The 19,508-nt window shown below is 40.7% G+C and carries 13 protein-coding genes and 2 pseudogenes; 12 read left to right on the top strand and 3 right to left on the bottom strand.

Going from position 1 to position 19,508, the window contains the following annotated elements:
- Positions 1–52 precede the first annotated feature (52 nt).
- The 6 genes and pseudogenes from ACMFNG_RS05320 to ACMFNG_RS05295 form a co-directional block, all read left to right on the top strand.
- Positions 53–499, top strand: a pseudogene (locus ACMFNG_RS05320) (nucleotidyltransferase family protein); the annotation flags it as partial.
- 72 nt (positions 500–571) lie between these two features.
- Positions 572–1,273 (top strand): IS6-like element ISPfu2 family transposase, encoded by a 702-nt coding sequence (locus ACMFNG_RS05315; protein WP_011011181.1) that lies wholly within the window; start codon positions 572–574, stop codon positions 1,271–1,273.
- Positions 1,274–1,277: 4 nt separating this feature from the next.
- Positions 1,278–1,844: pseudogene (locus tag ACMFNG_RS05310) on the top strand (sugar phosphate nucleotidyltransferase); the annotation flags it as partial.
- A 42-nt stretch (positions 1,845–1,886) separates the two neighbouring features.
- Positions 1,887–2,945 carry a galactokinase gene (locus tag ACMFNG_RS05305; protein WP_011011563.1) on the top strand — a complete coding sequence of 353 codons (1,059 nt, stop codon included), beginning with the start codon at positions 1,887–1,889 and terminating at the stop codon, positions 2,943–2,945.
- Positions 2,942–4,036, top strand: coding sequence for a hydrolase (locus ACMFNG_RS05300; RefSeq protein WP_011011562.1), 1,095 nt, complete (start codon positions 2,942–2,944; stop codon positions 4,034–4,036). The genes ACMFNG_RS05305 and ACMFNG_RS05300 overlap by 4 nt, the downstream gene beginning before the upstream one ends.
- A complete protein-coding gene (locus ACMFNG_RS05295) occupies positions 4,023–5,354 on the top strand; it encodes an MFS transporter (RefSeq protein WP_430515090.1) in 1,332 nt (443 codons plus the stop codon). The genes ACMFNG_RS05300 and ACMFNG_RS05295 overlap by 14 nt, the downstream gene beginning before the upstream one ends.
- On the opposite strand, the gene ACMFNG_RS05290 is transcribed toward ACMFNG_RS05295, so the two are convergent.
- On the bottom strand, positions 5,343–6,608 hold the full coding sequence (locus tag ACMFNG_RS05290; RefSeq protein ID WP_430515089.1) for a glycoside hydrolase family 1 protein: 1,266 nt from the start codon (positions 6,606–6,608) through the stop codon (positions 5,343–5,345). The two genes, ACMFNG_RS05295 and ACMFNG_RS05290, sit on opposite strands and share 12 nt — an antisense overlap.
- A gap of 56 nt (positions 6,609–6,664) precedes the next feature.
- On the opposite strand from ACMFNG_RS05290, the gene galT reads away from it, so the two are divergent.
- Both galT and ACMFNG_RS05280 read left to right on the top strand, forming a co-directional pair.
- Positions 6,665–7,648: a galactose-1-phosphate uridylyltransferase gene (gene galT, locus ACMFNG_RS05285; RefSeq protein WP_011011559.1), complete on the top strand. Its 984-nt coding sequence runs from the start codon at positions 6,665–6,667 to the stop codon at positions 7,646–7,648.
- Between the two features lie 206 nt (positions 7,649–7,854).
- Positions 7,855–13,077, top strand: a complete 5,223-nt coding sequence (locus ACMFNG_RS05280) for a vitamin B12-dependent ribonucleotide reductase (protein WP_011011558.1) — start codon at positions 7,855–7,857, stop codon at positions 13,075–13,077.
- Positions 13,078–13,309: 232 nt separating this feature from the next.
- On the opposite strand, the gene ACMFNG_RS05275 is transcribed toward ACMFNG_RS05280, so the two are convergent.
- On the bottom strand, positions 13,310–13,537 hold the full coding sequence (locus tag ACMFNG_RS05275) for a hypothetical protein (RefSeq protein ID WP_011011557.1): 228 nt from the start codon (positions 13,535–13,537) through the stop codon (positions 13,310–13,312).
- 1,016 nt (positions 13,538–14,553) lie between these two features.
- Between ACMFNG_RS05275 and ACMFNG_RS05270 the strand changes: the two genes are divergently transcribed.
- Positions 14,554–15,690, top strand: a complete 1,137-nt coding sequence (locus tag ACMFNG_RS05270) for a PQQ-binding-like beta-propeller repeat protein (protein WP_014835146.1) — start codon at positions 14,554–14,556, stop codon at positions 15,688–15,690.
- Positions 15,691–16,191: 501 nt separating this feature from the next.
- On the opposite strand, the gene ACMFNG_RS05265 is transcribed toward ACMFNG_RS05270, so the two are convergent.
- Entirely contained in the window at positions 16,192–16,518 is a 327-nt protein-coding gene (locus ACMFNG_RS05265) for an ATP-binding protein (RefSeq protein WP_011011555.1), read from the bottom strand.
- Between the two features lie 352 nt (positions 16,519–16,870).
- Here ACMFNG_RS05265 and ACMFNG_RS05260 point away from each other — a divergent pair, with 352 nt between their 5' ends.
- Genes ACMFNG_RS05260 through ACMFNG_RS05250 form a run of 3 tightly spaced genes read left to right on the top strand, consistent with a single transcriptional unit; the run spans position 16,871 to position 19,418 of the window.
- Complete coding sequence (locus ACMFNG_RS05260) at positions 16,871–17,101, top strand: hypothetical protein (RefSeq protein ID WP_223208996.1); 231 nt, start codon at positions 16,871–16,873, stop codon at positions 17,099–17,101.
- A 42-nt stretch (positions 17,102–17,143) separates the two neighbouring features.
- Positions 17,144–18,442 (top strand): PKD domain-containing protein, encoded by a 1,299-nt coding sequence (locus tag ACMFNG_RS05255; RefSeq protein ID WP_011011553.1) that lies wholly within the window; start codon positions 17,144–17,146, stop codon positions 18,440–18,442.
- Between the two features lies 1 nt (position 18,443).
- Positions 18,444–19,418, top strand: a complete 975-nt coding sequence (locus tag ACMFNG_RS05250) for a kelch repeat-containing protein (protein WP_011011552.1) — start codon at positions 18,444–18,446, stop codon at positions 19,416–19,418.
- The last annotated feature ends 90 nt before the right edge of the window (positions 19,419–19,508 follow it).

Here is a 19,508-nt window from a genome sequence, read left to right as displayed (position 1 = left end):
TCCTAGAATTACCTTTAAAAATCCTATTCCAACAAATATGGGGGATAAACGTATGAAGGTTCTAATAATGGCCGGAGGCTATGCTACTAGGTTATGGCCAATAACAAAAAATAAACCTAAACCCCTTCTTCCAGTTGGCAATAAAACAATAATAGAACACATTTTAGAAAAGCTGGCTAATATAAAATATCCTATTTATGTTTCAACAAATAAATTCTTTGAAAAGAGCTTTAGAGAGAAGCTATCGAAATACGATGTTGAACTAATTGTAGAGAATTCATATAGGGAAGAAGAAAAGTTTGGAACAATTGCCGCAATTAAAAATGCAATTGAAACAATAGGAGATGATGATTACCTCATAATATCTGGGGACAATTTGTTTTCCCTATCAATAGAGGACTTTCTCTCAAGATTTGATGAAGTAAAGAAAACTCTAATAGCCGTTTATGATATCGGAGACTTTGAACTAGCCAAGAGGTATGGTGTAGTTGTTCTGGAGATACTGTTAGGATAAGCGGTAGGGCGTTAGGTTTAAGTTTCTGATAATTTTTCAGAAAAAGAAGGGAGAGAAATGAAGGCTGAGAGCATTCTATACTCACTGATTTCAGTCTTAAAACCTTTTCGCCGCAACAAAATCCCACCAGAAAAGAAAATCAGAGCAGTAGAACTATACCTGCGAGGCCTCAGCTACAGACAAGTCGGAAAAATCCTCAAAATCAGCCACACAACAGTCTGGGAGGCAGTTCAAAAACTAGCAGAAGCAGTTTACCAGCCAACACTCCTCGCAGTAAGAAAACAGAGGAATTTTATCGCAGTTGATGAGACTGTCGTAAAAATCAACGGGGAGAAGAGATTTCTCTGGGCTGCACTTGACGTTGAGAGCAGGGAAGTTCTCGCAGTCTGGATTACAACAACCAGAAACTGGTGGATTGCTAGAGACTTCATTCTGGTTGTTTTGAAATCCTGCAAAGGACAGCCTGTTTTTCTGGTTGATGGTGGGAAGTGGTACAAGTCTGCTTTTAAATCCCTTGGACTGGATTTTGTTCACGTAACCTTCGGGCCGAGGAACTGTATTGAACGCTGGTTCAGGACTTTAAAAGAAAGAACAAAGCGTTTCTGGAATAATTTCAGGGCTAGAGACTGGAGGAGGGTTCACAGGTTTGTTTTTCTGTTTGCGTTCTGGTATAATTTTGTTAGGTTTCATTCTCGGTTTGGTTGTCCGCCTGGTGATGTGACTGAGTGGCTTCAAGAGGTGATGCCCCAGTTATCCTGACAGTATCGTTCTGGAAGGGGATAAGATTATAAACTTTGAAGAAAAGCCACCAAATCCAAAAACAACCCTAGTAAGCACTGGAATATATGCATTTCCAAAAGAAGTAATTTCCTTGATAGATGAATACCTAAAAGAAGGTAATAAAGACGCCCCTGGGTACTACATTCAATGGTTACTAGAGAAGGGAATAGAAATCCGCGGCTACAGGTTCTCAGGATATTGGTATGACATTGGAAGCTCAGATAGTTACCTCGAAGCCCTAAAGGATTTTTTAAAAGAGACTCAAATCGAAGAAATTCAAATTAGCCCATATTCAAAGATAATTCCTCCAGTAATAATCAAAAAAGGGGCAAAAATACTTGGTAGGTCAATTATAGGACCTTACGCATATATTGGTGAGGGATGTATAATAGAAAATTCTGATGTAAGCGACTCAATAATTTTCCCTGGTACAATAATTAGAAACTCAACAATATGGAGATCAATAATTGACGAGAAATGTGAGATAAGAAACCTCGAACTAAGGAAAAGCTTAGTTGGAGGACATGCAAAAATTCAACGAGGAGATTAATCACAAAAAAATTTAAAAATTATTTGAAGGTAAAATATTTACATGAGTAAAATCACTGTAAAATCTCCTGGTAGGGTTAACTTGATCGGAGAGCACACCGATTACACCTATGGTTATGTAATGCCAATGGCAATCGATCTCTACACAATAATAACAGCCGAAAAATACGATAAAGTCCAGCTATACTCCGAACACTTCAACGAAGAGAAAACATTTACATTAGATAATCTCACAAAGGAAGGATCATGGATAGACTACGTAAAAGGAGTATTGTGGGTTTTAATCCAAGAAGGGTACAAAATTGGAGGACTAAAAGGAAAAATAACAGGGGACCTTCCCCTCGGAGCTGGTCTAAGTTCCTCAGCAAGCTTTGAAGTTGGAATTTTAGAAGTGCTAAATCAACTATATAATTTAAATATCGATCCACTCAAAAAGGCATTACTTGCGAAAAAAGCTGAAAATGAATTTGTGGGAGTTCCATGCGGAATCTTAGATCAATTTGCAGTTGTTTTTGGAAAAAAGGACAATGTTATATTTCTAGATACACAAACACTGCAATATGAATATATTCCTTTTCCCAAAGACGTTTCAGTGTTGGTATTTTATACTGGAGTAAAGAGAGAGTTAGCATCTTCAGAATACGCAGAAAGAAAACGCATAGCAGAAGAAAGTCTGAGAATTCTTGGGAAAGAGTCCTCAAAAGAGGTGACAGAAAAGGACTTGGGCAAACTTCCTCCCCTACACAGGAAGTTCTTCAGCTATATAGTTAGAGAAAACGCTAGAGTTCTTGAAGTTAGAGATGCACTTAAAGAGGGGGACATAGAAAAGGTAGGAAAAATTCTCACAACAGCACATTGGGATCTAGCGGAGAATTATAGAGTCAGCTGCGAAGAGTTAGACTTTTTTGTTAAAAAAGCGATGGAATTAGGCGCTTATGGGGCCAGGCTAACAGGCGCTGGATTTGGTGGCTCGGCAATAGCACTAGTTGATAAAGATAAGGCAAAAACAATAGGAGATGCAATATTGAGGGAATATCTCGCGAAATTTTCATGGAAAGCTAAATATTTCGTCGTAAAACCCTCCGATGGTGTGGGAGTATGAGAGCACTAGTCTTTCATGGGAATTTACAATATGCAGAAATACCAAAGAGCGAAATTCCAAAGGTTATAGAAAAAGCATACTTCCCCACTATTTCAGAACTCATAAGAAGAGAGATACCCTTTGGCCTTAACATAACGGGATACTCATTAAGCTTTCTCCCAAAAGATTTGATTGCCCTCATAAAGGAGGGAATAGAGAGTGGCCTCATAGAGATTCTTGGAACAAGTTATACTCACGCAATTCTCCCACTTCTCCCACTCTCTAGAGTTGAGGCACAAATAAAAAGAGATAGAGAAGTGAAAGAGAACATATTGGAAGTCTCCCCAGAAGGATTCTGGCTTCCCGAATTGGCATATGACCCAATAATTCCAGCAATTTTGAGGGACAACAACTATGAATATCTCTTCGCTGACGGCGAGGCTATGCTATTCTCTAACCATCTAAACTCTGCAATAAAACCAATTAAACCCTTATACCCTCATCTAATAAAAGCCCAAAGAGGAGAGGGGTTAGTGTACTTAAATTACCTTTTAGGCCTTAGAGAGCTCAAAAAGGCCATAAATCTTGTCTTTGAAGGAAAAGTCACACTAGAAGCAGTCAAAGAAATCGAAGCTATCCCGGTATGGGTTTCCATCAATACTGCAGTAATGCTGGGAGCGGGAAGATTTCCACTTATGAATCCTAAAAAAGTCGCAAAATGGGTAAAGGAAAAAGATGAAATTTTGCTTTATGGAACAGACATAGAGTTCCTCGGATACAGAGATATAGCAGGGTATAAGATTACAATTTCCAACCTATTGGAGATTATAAATGAGCTTGAAGGAGAATTAGGTCTACCCAGGAAGATAAAGCATAGTGAAAAAAAGCTATATCTAAGAACCTCAAGTTGGGCTCCGGACAAAAGTTTGAGAATTTGGACAGAGGATGAAGGGAATGCAAGATTAAACATGCTTACCTCCTATATGGATGGAGAACTTGCATTTTTAGCTGAGAATAGTGATGCCCGAGGTTGGGAACCTCTTCCCGAAAGAAGGTTAGACGCATTTAAAGCTATATACACCCATTGGAGGAGTGAAAATGGGAAACATTAGAAGAAGGGTTTCCATAGTTCTTCTGATATTGATGGCCGCTTTTTTAATGGCTGACCAAAACTTGCTACCTCCAAACTACCAGCAAATCATGAAAGAGTTCGGCATAGGGGAAACTCAAATGGGACTTGTTTCCTCGATATTTGTGGCCACTAGCGCCTTAATTACCATAATCTGGGGTATGTTAGCTGATATAAAGCAAAGAAAAAAATTATTGGTCATTGGAGTCCTCTTAGGAGAAATTCCTTGCTTCCTTACTGCATACGTTCAGACATACTGGCAACTTCTAGCAATGAGGTTCCTCACGGGCATTGGAATTGGCTCAATAATTCCAATAGGGTATTCACTGATTGCAGACATGTTTGAAGAAGAAAAGAGAGGAAGGGGTTATTCGTACATAGAAACAGCTTTTGGATTTGGAACATTATTTGGAATGATAATTGCTGGGATGATAGCCAGCTGGAGAACCCCATTCATCATTGCAGCAGTTCCAAACTTTATACTTGCTCCCCTATTTTATATAATAGCTGAGGAACCAAAGAGAGGGGCAGGAGAAAAGGAGATTAGAGCTCTTATTGAAAAGGGATACGAGTACACCTACAGATTGAATCTTGAGGCAATAAGAAAATCATTCCAAACAAAAACAAACATTCTAATTTTCCTCCAAGGAATTATAGGAACAGTTCCATGGGGGATACTTCTCTATTGGCTTGTTTCCTTCCTACAGGTTACAAGAGGAATGGATAAACCAACAGCAACATTCGTACTTCTAATAATCGGAATAGCCAGTGTTTTCGGTAGCCTGCTTGGTGGATTCGTAGGAGATTACTTTGAGGCTAAGAGAAGAGGAGGAAGAGCCACTATAACAGGAATTGCCATTTTCCTGGGAATGTTAGCCTCAATAGGCCTAATACTTTACCCACTTCCAAGCAAACTTACTACAATTCATTGGATCGGCCTAGCGATTTACTCAATTCTATTCATCCAATTTGTCTCTTACGCAGGACCAAACGTGAGAGCCATTGTCTCCCAGGTCAATCTACCAGAAGACAGGGGGACAGTTTTCGGACTCTTTAACATACTTGATAATGTTGGAAAGGCAATCGGACCACTATTTGGAGGATTCCTTATAGAAACTCTCAAGAGTATGGGATACATGGAACCATTAGCATACCAATACACCCTCTTAATTGGAGCATTGTTCTGGATACCCTGTGCACTAGTCTGGATTTGGATAAGAAAGAGCTACCCAGAAGACAGGGATAAAGTTAAAGAAATATTAAAGAAGAGAGCAGAAGAAATTTTAAAGTCAAAGACTTGACAATCCATATTTTTCTATTAGTTCATCTTTTATTTCCTTACTTTTTGCAATCCCCCCATATATGTAGGCACTCTTCCTGGGCCTTCTTTCAAAGGTCTCATAATCTACCTCCACCAAACCAAACCTAGGTTCAAAGCCCTCTCTCCATTCATAGTTGTCCATAAATGACCAGTAGAAGTAGCCTCTTACATCCAAGCCATCTTCAATGGCCTTATAAACGTATTGGAGATGTTGGATTATGAACTCTATTCTCCACTCATCATCTAGCGTTGCTATTCCGTTCTCGGTAATGTATAGTGGTTTTCCATACTTAGAGGCCTTTTTTAGAGCTATGTATATTCCCCTGGGATAAACACTCCATCCCATCTGGGTCTTTCTCTCACTAACATCCGCCAATTTCGCGTCAAAGAAAAACTTTAGCGGATTCCAGCTATGCCTCACTTCACTTGCCGTATAGTAATTTACGCCAATAAAGTCTGCATCGCTTTGTGGAACCCTATAAGCCTTGAATGCTCCCCTGTACACCCCACTCCAAATTGCATCCAAGAAGTACCAATTGAACAAATTATCAGCCTTTCTAGCAGCTTTTTTGTCCCTCTCTTTGTCACTAGCTGGAAGCATTATTGGAACGTTCTTCACTATACCAACTTGAAACTTCCCATGAAGAATTTCATATGCAAGCGCATGAGCTTTGAGCAAGTTTGCAGCAACTTTAAAGGCTTTGAGGGGACTTTTAATAAATGGGGGCCAATAGGCAGTTAGATAACCCATCATCACATATACCATTGGCTCGTTAAAAGTTGCTATCAACTTGACTTTTTCTAAGAGCTCTGCAGACTTTTCCACATACTTTTCCCAGAACTTTAAGTTCTCCTCTCTAAGAAAGCCTCCTTTCTTCATGAACCAGAGCGGACTAGTAAAGTGATGGAGAGTCACTAGAGGAGTTATGTTGTTCGCTAAAAGCAGGTCTATAATTTCTTGATATCTATTGAAAGCTTCTTCATTAAATTTGTTCTCTTCTGGGAACAATCTGCTCCACTCTATGGAGAATCTATAGGCATTGTACCCCAAACTTGCCATTAGCTGGATATCCTCTTTATAGAATTCCCAATGGTTACACGCCTTCCCAGACTTATAGGGGAGTTTGCCAATCTGCTCATAATACCACCAATCATTCCACTTGTTGTCTCCCTCTATTTGGTGAGCCGCTGTTGCAGTACCAAACAGGAACTCTTCAGGAAACTTAAGGGGCATTTGAAACCACCAAATACATTTTAAAAAGATAAGATATTTTAAAGTTTGGTGGAAAGATGAGGGAGCTGAGATATAACCCCCTCACAGGTCAGTGGATCATGGTGTCTGCAGTTAGGAAAAAAAGACCATGGAGACCCACAAATTTCTGTCCATTTTGCCCAGGAAGCGAAGAGACAGGTTATGGATGGAAAGTTCTTTTGCTTCCAAATAGATTCCCAATGTTATCTTTTGATGCCCCAAAACCTGAGAGTGAGGAATTTTACAAGAAAGCTAGGGCAATTGGCCAGTGTAGTGTTATCGTCGAGACACCAGATCATGATCTTAAAGATCTAGACGAGCTTCCCAGGGAGCAAATGGTTAAGGTTGTTGAACTGTGGGTAGAGGCTACGAAAACACTAAAGGAAAATCCCCACGTTGCTTATCTCGCGATATTTAGAAATAAAGGGGAGGAAATTGGAGTAAGCTTAACTCATCCCCACGGCCAGCTTTATGCCCTTCCGTATATTCCTCTCAAAGCTAGACTCAAAATAGAAAACTCTAGAAAGTACTACAAGAGCAAAAATGAATGTTTGTTCTGTAGGATACTTAAAGAAGAAAAAGAAAGTGAAGAGAGAATTATCTACGAAAATGACAACTTTATAGTTTTCATGCCCTTCTTTGCAAGTTGGCCTTTCGAAATGCACATTTATCCAAAAAGACACGTTCAGTATTTAACAGACCTCAACAAGGAAGAAATAGAAAGCTTGGCGGATGCAATTCAAGCTACCACTGGAACCTTAAACACCATTTTAGAAAGGCAAATGCCCTACACAATGATGATATTCCAGGCTCCATTTAAAGGAAACTACAAGTTTTATCACCTACACATAGAGTTCTACCCTATTTTAAGAGACAATGGAAAGATCAAATACGCAGCAGGAATTGAAATGGGTACATGGGAATTTACATACGATGCAATCCCAGAAGAAAACGCCAGAAAGCTTAAAGAGGCATGCAAAAAAGTTTCACAAAGACTTAACCTTAAAGGGAAATGTATTTAAGCTCTCCTACGTCTCTTTTTCTTACCCACTATTCATCAAGTGGATTTTAGTAACCCCTGAATATTACGACAAAGTTATCATATTATTCTTGTCACATTGCTTACTCTGATGAGGATAAGGTATAATAACCAATGACCCAACATTTTTGGTGCTGATACTCTTCCAATATATGAAGGTTTTTAAAGATAAAATGTCGAGGTGTTATTATGGCAGTTGAAAAAGTGATGAAAAGAGATGGCAGGATAGTACCATTCGATGAGTCACGTATAAGATGGGCTGTACAAAGGGCAATGTGGGAAGTAGGCATCAGGGATGAGAAGAAGCTTGACGAAGTAGTTAAGTCAATTGTGCAGAGGATAAACGAACTATACGACGGCAAAATCCCACACATTGAAAACATTCAAGATATTGTAGAGCTGGAACTTATGAGAGCAGGACTTTTTGAAGTGGCTAAAGCCTACATCCTCTATAGAAAGAAGAAAGCTGAAATAAGAGAAGAAAAGAAAAGGATTTTGAACAAGAAGGAACTAGACGAAATTGACAAGAGATTCTCTATAAATGCCTTAAGAGTGCTTGCGTCGAGATATCTCAAAAAAGATGAGAACGGCAACATTGTAGAAAGTCCAAGAGAGTTGTTTGAGAGAGTAGCAATTTTAGCTGTCATCCCTGATCTCCTCTATGATGAGAGAGTCTTTGATAAGAATGGCAACTATTCTCAAGATTTAAAGCGCGTTGAGTACTATCTAGAACATTTTGAAGAATTTGACAGAAAATATTCAATAGGAAAATACAAGCTCAATAAATATCACTTCGAAAGAATGGTCAACCTATACAAGGAGCTTGCAGAACAGGGGAAGATGAAAGTCAGCATTGACGAGTTCTTAGCTATGTTAGAGAAAGGAGAATTCAATGAATATGAGAAAGAAATTAATGAGTACTTTAGGTTAATGACAAACCAAATTTTCATGCCAAATACTCCGGCATTAATAAATTCCGGAAGGCCCCTGGGAATGCTCTCAGCTTGCTTTGTTGTCCCAATAGAGGATGATATGGAGAGTATTATGAAAGCAGCCCACGATGTTGCCATGATACAGAAGATGGGAGGAGGGTGCATAGACGGAAAGGCCAAGATAATCTTTGAGAACGAAGGTGAGGAGCATCTAACGACGATGGAGGAGATGTACGAGAGATACAAGCATCTAGGTGAATTCTACGATGAGGAATACAATAGATGGGGAATTGATGTTTCAAACGTTCCTATTTATGTAAAGTCATTCGATCCAGAGAGTAAGAGAGTCGTCAAAGGTAAGGTGAATGTGATATGGAAGTACGAGCTTGGGAAGGATGTTACTAAGTACGAAATCATTACCAACAAGGGGACTAAGATACTAACATCTCCCTGGCATCCGTTCTTCGTTCTGACACCTGACTTTAAGATAGTGGAGAAGAGGGCTGATGAGCTCAAGGAAGGAGACATTTTAATCGGCGGAATGCCAGATGGCGAAGATTACAAGTTCATATTTGACTACTGGCTTGCTGGGTTCATAGCAGGTGACGGATGCTTTGATAAATACCACTCACATGTTAAGGGACATGAGTACATCTATGACAGACTCAGGATATATGACTATAGAATTGAAACATTTGAAATAATAAATGACTATCTTGAAAAAACCTTTGGAAGGAAGTACAGCATTCAGAAGGACAGGAATATATACTATATTGACATAAAGGCGAGGAATATAACCTCTCACTACCTAAAACTCTTAGAGGGGATAGATAACGGAATACCACCCCAAATTCTAAAAGAGGGCAAGAATGCTGTTTTATCTTTCATAGCGGGCCTCTTTGATGCAGAGGGTCATGTGAGTAATAAACCAGGTATCGAGCTTGGAATGGTAAATAAAAGGTTAATAGAAGATGTTACTCATTACCTTAATGCCCTTGGAATAAAAGCAAGAATAAGAGAAAAGCTGAGAAAGGATGGCATTGATTATGTGCTTCACGTTGAGGAATACTCATCACTCTTAAGATTTTACGAACTTATAGGAAAGAATCTCCAGAACGAGGAAAAGAGGGAGAAACTTGAGAAAGTTCTTAGCAATCACAAAGGAGGAAACTTTGGTCTTCCACTGAACTTTAATGCCTTCAAGGAATGGGCATCAGAGTATGGAGTAGAGTTTAAGACAAATGGTAGCCAGACGATAGCAATCATTAATGATGAAAGAATTTCACTTGGACAGTGGCACACAAGAAATAGAGTCTCTAAGGCAGTTCTTGTAAAGATGCTAAGGAAACTCTACGAAGCAACAAAGGATGAAGAAGTCAAGAGGATGCTCCACCTGATTGAGGGTCTCGAAGTTGTGAGGCATATAACAACCACGAACGAGCCGAGGACGTTCTACGATCTAACCGTTGAAAACTACCAGAACTATTTGGCGGGAGAAAATGGAATGATTTTCGTCCACAACACCGGACTCAACTTCTCAAAACTCCGTCCAGAAGGAGATATAGTGGGAACAACGACAGGCGCAGCTAGTGGTCCTGTCTCGTTCATGCACCTCATAGATGCCGTTAGCGATGTAATAAAGCAAGGTGGTGTGAGAAGAGGAGCAAACATGGGGATACTTGAGATATGGCATCCAGACATTGAGAAATTCATCCATGCAAAAGAGAAAAACATTGGAACTAATGTCTTGAGTAACTTCAACATCAGCGTTGGAATATGGGAAGACTTCTGGGAGGCTCTAAAGGAAGGAAAGAAATACCCACTCATAAATCCCAGGACCGGTGAAGTTGTAAAGGAGGTTGATCCAAAGACCTTATTTGAAGAGTTAGCTTACATGGCTTGGGCTAAAGCCGACCCAGGAGTTATATTCTTCGACGTTATAAACAGGAGAAATGTCCTAAAGAAGGCCAAAGGCGGGCCGATAAGGGCAACGAATCCATGTGTCGTTGGAGACACTAGAATCCTAACTCCAGAGGGATATCTAAAGGCTGAAGAGATATTCAGTTTGGCGAAAGAGAGGGGCAAGAAAGAGGCAGTGGCCGTGGAGGGAATAGCGGAGGAGGGAGAGCCGTACGCGTATTCAGTCGAGATCCTCCTGCCGGGAGAAGAGAAGGTAGAGTACGAAACCGTTCACGGAAAGGTTTTAGCCGTTGCTGATCCAGTTGCGGTTCCAGCATATGTGTGGAAGGTTGGAAGGAAGAAGGTTGCGAGGGTTAAGACAAAGGAAGGTTACGAGATTACAGCGACTCTCGACCACAAGCTCATGACTCCAGAAGGATGGAAAGAGGTCGGCAAATTAAAAGAAGGGGATAAGATACTTCTCCCAAGGTTCGAGGTTGAAGAAGAATTTGGAAGCGAGAGCATAGGGGAAGATTTGGCCTTCGTTCTCGGATGGTTCATCGGTGACGGCTATCTCAACGTGAACGACAAGAGGGCATGGTTCTACTTTAACGCCGAGAAGGAAGAGGAAATTGCCGTGAGGATAAGGGATATACTCGTGAAGCATTTCGGAATCAAGGCAGAACTTCACCGCTATGGCAACCAGATAAAGCTAGGAGTTCGCGGGGAAGCATACAGGTGGCTTGAGAACATCGTGAAAAACAACGAGAAGAGGATTCCAGAGATAGTTTACAGGCTCAAGCCAAGAGAAATAGCGGCCTTCCTTAGGGGCCTCTTTAGTGCGGATGGATACGTTGACAAGGACATGGCAATAAGGCTAACTTCAAAGAGCAGAGAGCTCCTCAGAGAAGTTCAAGATCTGCTCTTGCTATTCGGAATACTGTCAAAGATTTACGAGAAGCCTTATGAGAGCGAGTTCCATTATACAACTAAGAATGGGGAGGAAAGGATCTACAGGAGCAAGGGTTACTACGAGCTCGTCATAACTAACTACAGTAGAAAGCTCTTCGCGGAAAAGATAGGCCTTGAAGGCTACAAGATGGAGAAGCTCAGCCTCAAGAAGACGAAGGTTGACCAGCCAATTGTCACGGTTGAGAGCGTTGAGGTGCTTGGAGAGGAAATAGTCTATGACTTCACGGTTCCCAATTATCACATGTACATAAGCAACGGCTTCATGAGCCACAACTGTGGAGAAGAGCCTCTATACGAATACGAATCCTGTAACCTCGCATCGATCAATTTGGCCAAGTTCGTCAAGTACGACGAGAACGGAAAGCCGTACTTCGATTGGGATGAATATGCATACGTGATTCAAAAGGTTGCTAAGTACCTTGACAACTCCATAGACGTCAACAAGTTCCCGTTGCCAGAGATAGATTACAACACGAAGCTGACGAGGAGGATCGGAGTTGGAATGATGGGACTTGCCGATGCGCTCTTCAAGCTGGGAATTCCATACAACAGCGAAGAAGGCTTCAAGTTCATGAGGAAAGTCACCGAATACCTAACCTTCTACGCCTACAAGTACAGCGTCGAAGCTGCCAAGAAGAGGGGAACCTTCCCACTCTACGACAAGACCGAATATCCAGAGGGTAAGCTACCCGTGGAGGGCTTCTACCACCCAGAGATATGGAACCTTCCATGGGATAAGCTCGTCGAGGAGATAAAGAAGTATGGGCTCAGGAATGCAATGGTCACGACGTGCCCACCGACCGGTAGCGTTTCGATGATAGCCGACACCTCAAGCGGAATTGAACCGGTCTATGCACTCGTCTACAAGAAGAGTGTTACCGTTGGTGAATTCTACTACGTCGACCCAGTGTTCGAGGAAGAACTTAAGAAGAGAGGCCTATACAGCGAGGAGTTGCTTAAGAAGATAAGCGACAACTACGGCTCAGTCCAGGGGCTAGAGGAGATTCCAGAGGACATGCAAAGAGTCTTCGTGACGGCCCTGGACATACACTGGCTCGACCACATAATAGCCCAGGCAAGCATTCAGATGTGGCTGACTGATTCAGCGAGCAAGACAATAAATATGATAAACGAAGCGACGGTTGAGGATGTTAAGGCAGCGTATCTCATAGCGAGATTCCTGGGATGCAAGGGAGTAACTGTCTACAGGGATGGTTCTCTGAGCGTTCAAGTGTACAGCGTAGAGGGAGAAAAGAAGAAGAGAAGATTCAAGCCAAAGCCAAGTGAGTACGCCAAGAAGATATTGCTTGAGATAGTCGAGAAAGAGCCTTGGATAAAGAACTTCATAAACGTTGATGAGATACTCAACGGAAAGAAAGAACAACTATTGTTCTCTCTGAGACCAGCTAATGAGAGTAAACTAAAAGTTCCAGGCAGAGAAGAGGAAGTGAGACCTGGGAATATTCCGGAAGAAAAGATAAGAGAGCTCCTTGGAGTGGTCTACTGTCCAGTGTGTTACGAGAAGGAAGGAAAGCTCGTTGAGCTGAAGATGGAAAGTGGATGCGCGACCTGTCCAGTCTGTGGATGGAGCAAGTGCGTTATCAGCTGATTTTTCTTCTCTATTTCTCTTGATCCTCATTCTATGGGTTCAAGATGATCCTAGAGCTTGAAGTTTGAAGCTGGAAGAGAAATAGGGGACTAGAATTATTGCAAGGTTTTTACTTTCAATGAACTCCAGTTTGTCCCTTGAGAGGAGTATCTTCTTTATCCCAATCCTTGGAAAGTCCTGAAGAAGTAGGTTTGATAGAATTGCTTTAAGTGCTCACCCACAATTCCCTTGATCATCCTATCAATGCCAGGTCCGGTTCCAAAGGTTCTCCTGAAATCAACTTAATAATGTCAAAAATTGCTGTATTGTAGAGCATCTTGTAGATTTCCGAAGCTATTCCTCCTCCTAGCGATTCATAGATCAACTTTAGATAACCTCCAGAGAAGAAATAAAAGTTTAGTGTCCCGCTTAGGACATCTAGATATGAGTAGAGTCCGAGGACATTTTCGTAGAATTCCACAGTTGTCCTTGGAAACCTGTAGGGAAGCTCGAGGTTCTTTAACTTTGGTTTAAAGATTTTAGCCCAGCTAAAATCGAACTCGTAACTTGAAGCACTATTCTTAAGGCAAGAGGGGAATCAAGGAGGAACTAACTGCTCGCTCCCAGTTATCAACGAAGTACCTTATCAAGGAAGACGCATGCCTTCCCTTTACGCTATGGAGAAAGAGATTTAATAACGGAAACTATCTCGCGATAGTCTTTAAGGGGATCTCACGAGAAGTAAAGAATGTTTCTTGGATCGACTCCTGCTTCAATAAGGTTTAAGGTTTACTATGGAGGAGCTTCATGTAGGTAATCTTACCGACCTGTCTCGGGTCAATTAAGATTCAAAGAGGTAGCCAATCCCAGGTTCCTAAAAGAGGACTTTTTAACACATTAGTCCTCGTATATTGCACTTGGCTCTATCCACTGGGGATTTTGTATAACTAATTAAGTCCCCATTTTATATCATTATAAGGTCTCAAAATAAAGGTAAACTTAGCTGAATGTTAACGAAACTTTGATCCTTAGATAGAAATTTCAATTGGATTTCCTTAAAAACAGGAATAATTTTTAAAAGAAATCTTAACCTCACTACTTGCAATATAATTGACTTCTGAATGTAAGACTGGTCTTAACAAATCTAGGGAGAAGGAGAAGATTATGGAACAACCTATTTTCAACAAAAAGATAAAAACAATAGATTAATGAAATTACTTATGACCTTGTTATTTAAAGAGAGGAGAATACACAAAGACTTAAGAAAGATATCTTACCTAGCGCATATAACGTGAAATTATAGGAGGATTGATCTTGTGAAGTGGAAAGTTGTTATGGCCATATTGGGAGCACTTTTAGTTATCTCTTCCACATTGAACACAATGGGTATCAGCCTCAACGACCCTTCAATTCAAGTAAACTCACACTGTGGAGGATGCTTCGCTCCAGACAAATCTGCTAGTCAATATTTTGCAAAATCTTAAGGAGGTTATAGATGTGAATTGTAAGATTTTCTACTCATTTTTACTCTTGATGTTTTTAAGCAGTGTACTAGCCCAAGACTTGCTGTTCAAGGATGCCATCATATCAGATGGAATATACACCCTAGATGAGAACAACGCTCTCATAAGGTTGGATGAGAATATTAAGCCAGTTTGGAAAGTTCAAATTAAGGAAATAAGCTTTGAACGCCTTAGCTCCTCCGATAACGGTGTCCTTCTCCTCGGTGAAATTCTGGCTAAAGTTGACAATAATGGAAAAGTTGTTTGGGTAAAAAACATAAGCGTTGATGATGCCATTGGTTTGCCCAATGGCCATGTTGCGTTTCTAAAGGATAACCTCGTTGGACTGATTAATTCAGACGGAAACCTGCTCTGGGCCAGGAGATTCATTGCAAATGGAACCAAATTGAAGCTACTTGGCCCTCTTAATGGAACAATTCTCGTAGTTGGAACTATCAGACTCAATGATGATCCAAAGTCCCACCTTCTTCTTGGTGCTCTCTCCTTGAATGGAACTCTTCTCTGGGCCAAAATAGTCAATACAGGTTATTATGATCGCCCCGATGTTGTCAACGGTGAAGAAATAGTTGCAGGCGTCTATGGAGGAGGGAGTGATGCCCCCTGGTTAGCCGATTACTTCGCATTAAAGGTATCCCAAGAGGGAAAGATAAAATGGTTCAACTCCTATCACTGTCCAGGAGAAAGTGATTGGGACGCCTTTTGGATTATGAAGATACAAAGATCCTTCTGCAACGAGGAAATCTGCACCTTTAGTACAACAACAGGAACTTTCATCATAAACCCCGAAGGAAATCCACTTACATATCTTAACGTTTCTGGAAAGGCCATGGGGATAATAAAAGGTTCCTTAATTATTCTATCAAATAGAACGATAATAACTATTCCACTTAAACAGAACGAAGAAACAACGAAGTGCTACGCCATCAAGATCAACTTTAAAGAGGAACCCCTAGAAATGAAATTATTTCCTGTGAAGCTTGAAGTCCCCACTGTTGATCTAAGCATAGAGAAAGAACCGAAGAAAACTCACTACACTATTATCTTTACGACCATCATTCTTGTCATGATCACCATAATATTAAGGAAGATGCGATCCCGCCCTAAAAGGTGAAGCTTTCAAAAGGAAAATGTAAGACTAACCCTTCAGTCCTCATTAAGCTGACCTACTTCTTGGGAAGTTGACATCCCAAATCCAACTATAATGAGTGAAAGGAGGTAGTAGTGGCGTTGTTTTGAAAACATTGGCTTCATTTGACGAGAACTTTTTTACTAGTAAAGGAGCATCAATTCCCTTAGCTATCAATAGAAGTGAGAACACTACTATAGAGGTCTAAGCTATCAAAGGTTCTCAGCAATACTATCACCGCTCCAAGAATTTCATGTTCATCACTTTCCAATATTTTATCTAGGAAACACAAAATAGTGTCCAGAATACTCAAATATGGCTGAAAATGTGACAGGCGTTAGTTAGCACCTGTAGTGATCCTTGACCTATCAAAATCCATTAAATCCCAAACTAGAAACTCCTTTCACTCTTAGCTCTTGTTATCGGATCTCCCTGCTAATCAAGTATAATCCCCAATCAAGAACTTCCACAATGAAACAATCTCTATCATAGTTCCTCCCTTTCTATCCTCCTTTTTGAATTCCATGTAATCAATAGGGCATTTTTAAAGTCGAATTCCCTTGATACCTTCCTCAGCGCATTCACCTCACACCTGAGTGTTCCCTCATCACTAACATCGTAGCTAACCTTTATGAGTAGGACAAAATCAATCCCCCAGTTCTTCCCAAGGGCGTAGTTAACCCCTTTTCCACGTCTGAGAAGCTCGATAAAAACCGTGTTCTCCATCAGCCTTTCCATGTTCTTACTGAACTTTACGCTCAGAAACGTCAGAAACGATGTATCAACGAAGTATATCTTTCTAGGGTGCTGCATTCCGTGCTTTACCTTGGAGTAATAAACCTCAAGGGGAATGCAAAGTAGCACTCCTTAAGGTACCCCAAATAGTTTGCGAGGGTCGATTTGGATATTGAAAAGGCCCTTTTCACCTCAGAGTTCATAATAGCGCTCCGCGAAGGTTTTGGAGTAGTAGTCAAGGCTAAAAGTCTTTCGAGTATGGTTGGGAGTTTTGAGGTTTAAAAGGTTCTTGGATGTGATGAGTGGCTTTTTAATTATGCTTTTGGACAGACAGATGCATGTTTATTAAACTAAATACCGAAAAAATTAAAATAACCAAATTGTAGTAAGCTAATCTTGTGATGCCATAATGAAAAAATTAATTGCCTATATGTTGGTAATTTCATTACTTGCGGCAGGATTTTACATGGAGAATATTGGATACACGAGATTCCACGTTGCAGCATCTAGTAGTGTCTCATGGACCGAAGTGCTAGAAGCCGCTTATAAAGTCTATAATTTTGCAATGAATTTACTCTGGCAAGAAGATCCAGAAACTGAGTATTACAATGGTTATGTGGTAGCAAAAACAGGAACAATTCAGTTTGGAAAGCCCCCTTAGAATCTTAATGGTGAAGAGAATATATATAGAGTGAGAAAAAATATGCCAGGATGGGCAGGATATTACTTAGAGTTTCATGGAAACGCGTATAGTGCCCCATTTTCTGCAGATATCTACATAAATGTTGCATATCCCTATGATGGAAAACTTGTAGAGCTTGGAGGGAGTATTTTAGGCCACAATCAGTATTTTTATGTAAAATCCCCATACACATTTCCAGACAATGTTCATAATGTTGACGGGTATGTGGTTGAATGGTTTGATGAAGATTGGCAGAAATGGGTTTTATGGCACGTATCATACAAGCCTGCTCTACAAGTCATAGGTTGCCCCTATGTGTCCACATGGAATGGCATTGAGTATGTCCCAGAAAATACTGTTCTAGTGGAATCTGAGATATTAAAACCCAGAAAACATATGGATTTGACTGATTATTACTTGATTAACAATTCGCATACAATTAGGGAAAACATTTACTCGATTCAACTTCAGGAATTTGAACAGGATACAAGTTACATAGACTCCATTGAATTACTAGTTGTGGATTATCCCCAAGGTTTAGAATTAAGTCTGGATCCACAAGGAAATATTGTTCTGTATATCCCAATACACACAAGACTAAACACAAGATTTACAACGGAAATTGCAAGTAGCAATGTTAACAGGCTAAAGACTGATCTTGTTATTGTTTCTCCATATGTGAAGACCTCATATTCTTTTAAAGTAAATAAAGTTTACGAAAACAAGTCTGTTGAGAGCATCCATTTATATCCCCGAATGTTTCCATATAGATATGCGCTTTTCACCGATAAAGATATCTCCAAATTAAAAATGGAGTTAAATGATCATAAGCTATATTCTATAGAATATGGAATTCCCGTAAATGCCTCTTATCATATTGTAAAAGAAAAACCCTTATTAGCTACCTCGGATATAGGGGGAGAAATCACAGAGGAACTCCTAGAGGATGATGGACATTATGCTGTCTTGACACCAGGGGACAATATAACACTAAACTTTAAGGTTCCTCCCGCTTTATCTAGTAGAATGAAGCGGGCACTAATCTTGGTTATTAAGGGATTTTATGTCCAGAAACCTCCCACCCTAACCAAAGACGCAGTACGGGTAATATATGTTCCAGAGATCAATGGTTACTTGTTTGTGCCTTTATTAGAGACGTATGATGAGATTCTCTCCATAATGTGGGACTTTGGAGATGGAACAACGTCTGACTTTTTTGTTCCGTTTCATGTTTATAAGCAGGGAAAATACAAGGGTTCGCTGAAAGTCAAATATCTAAACGGAAAAACTCTAACTATACCGTTTTATTGGGGTGGATGACATGAAGCGTGGTTTATTCTTGACTCTCTTTTTTCTTCTGATATTGGGGATAGCTGGACACTGGGCATGGAATTCTTTCGGATCTAAACCGAATAGCATGCAAGTCACTAATAATATTGAACTCATAGAAATTGACCACGATGTTCTCATAGGACTTGGAAACGGGTTTTTTGTGAAGGTGGACAACTCGACCTTCATGATGAGTCTTAAGGTTTTGGTTAAGGGAGAGCAAGTTGAGCATAGGGTGTACCGGTTGAAGAATGGAAAGTCTGAGCTGGTTGGAAAGCTCGATGTGCCCTTCGTGGTGGATGTACCTGCTTTGTGGATAGACAACGAAGTGTTGCTCTTTGGAGGCATGAATCCCGGTAACATCACCCTAGTCCCGGTCGTTTACGCGTATAACCCTGAGAACGGGAGCATGAGGGAATTCGCGGAGATGCCCTTTAGAGACTACGATCAGCTCTCCCTCCTCTGGGACGGCTCAAAGGCTTATCTCTTCGTTAGATTTCTAAATGGAAACCTCTCCGCTTATTCATTTGACCCCTATGCAAAGAAGTTCCAATGTCTCGATCTCGGTTTTCCAGAGGGTTTCGTCTTTCCGGGAACTTCAAAGTATGCGGCAGTGTGGTACAAAGGTAAAGGATACTTCGTACACGGCGATAGGATAGCGGTCTTTGATCCTTCCTCGAAAAACCTTGTCTGGGCACAAGTTAGACTCCCCGACAAATACTGGGCCAGGACGGCGGTAGCGACTGACAGGGGAATATACATCTTTGGCGGCTTTGACGACAACGTTAATTTCAGCCGTAACATCTACCTCTTCGTTCCCGAGAATAATACCCTAACAAGAGTTGGAACCCTTCCGTACCCTCTTGGACAGGCCCCGGGAGGATGGGACGGTCGGAGGATATACATAGTCGGTGGGAGAGGTCCGGGTCCCAACAAATACATTGTAATTTTCACGCCTAAGGGTTAGCGTTGAGCCTTAGGTTTTGTCTCTGAGTTTTTGAAACAAGGCTATCATATTGACTTCCCGCTTTTTTCCAGCCCATAGAGATAGAGGGAA

Source organism: Pyrococcus woesei (assembly GCF_050496105.1).
Lineage (GTDB): Archaea > Methanobacteriota_B > Thermococci > Thermococcales > Thermococcaceae > Pyrococcus > Pyrococcus furiosus.
Note: the sequence above shows the minus strand (reverse complement) of the source record. Positions and strands in the feature narration are given on the sequence as shown.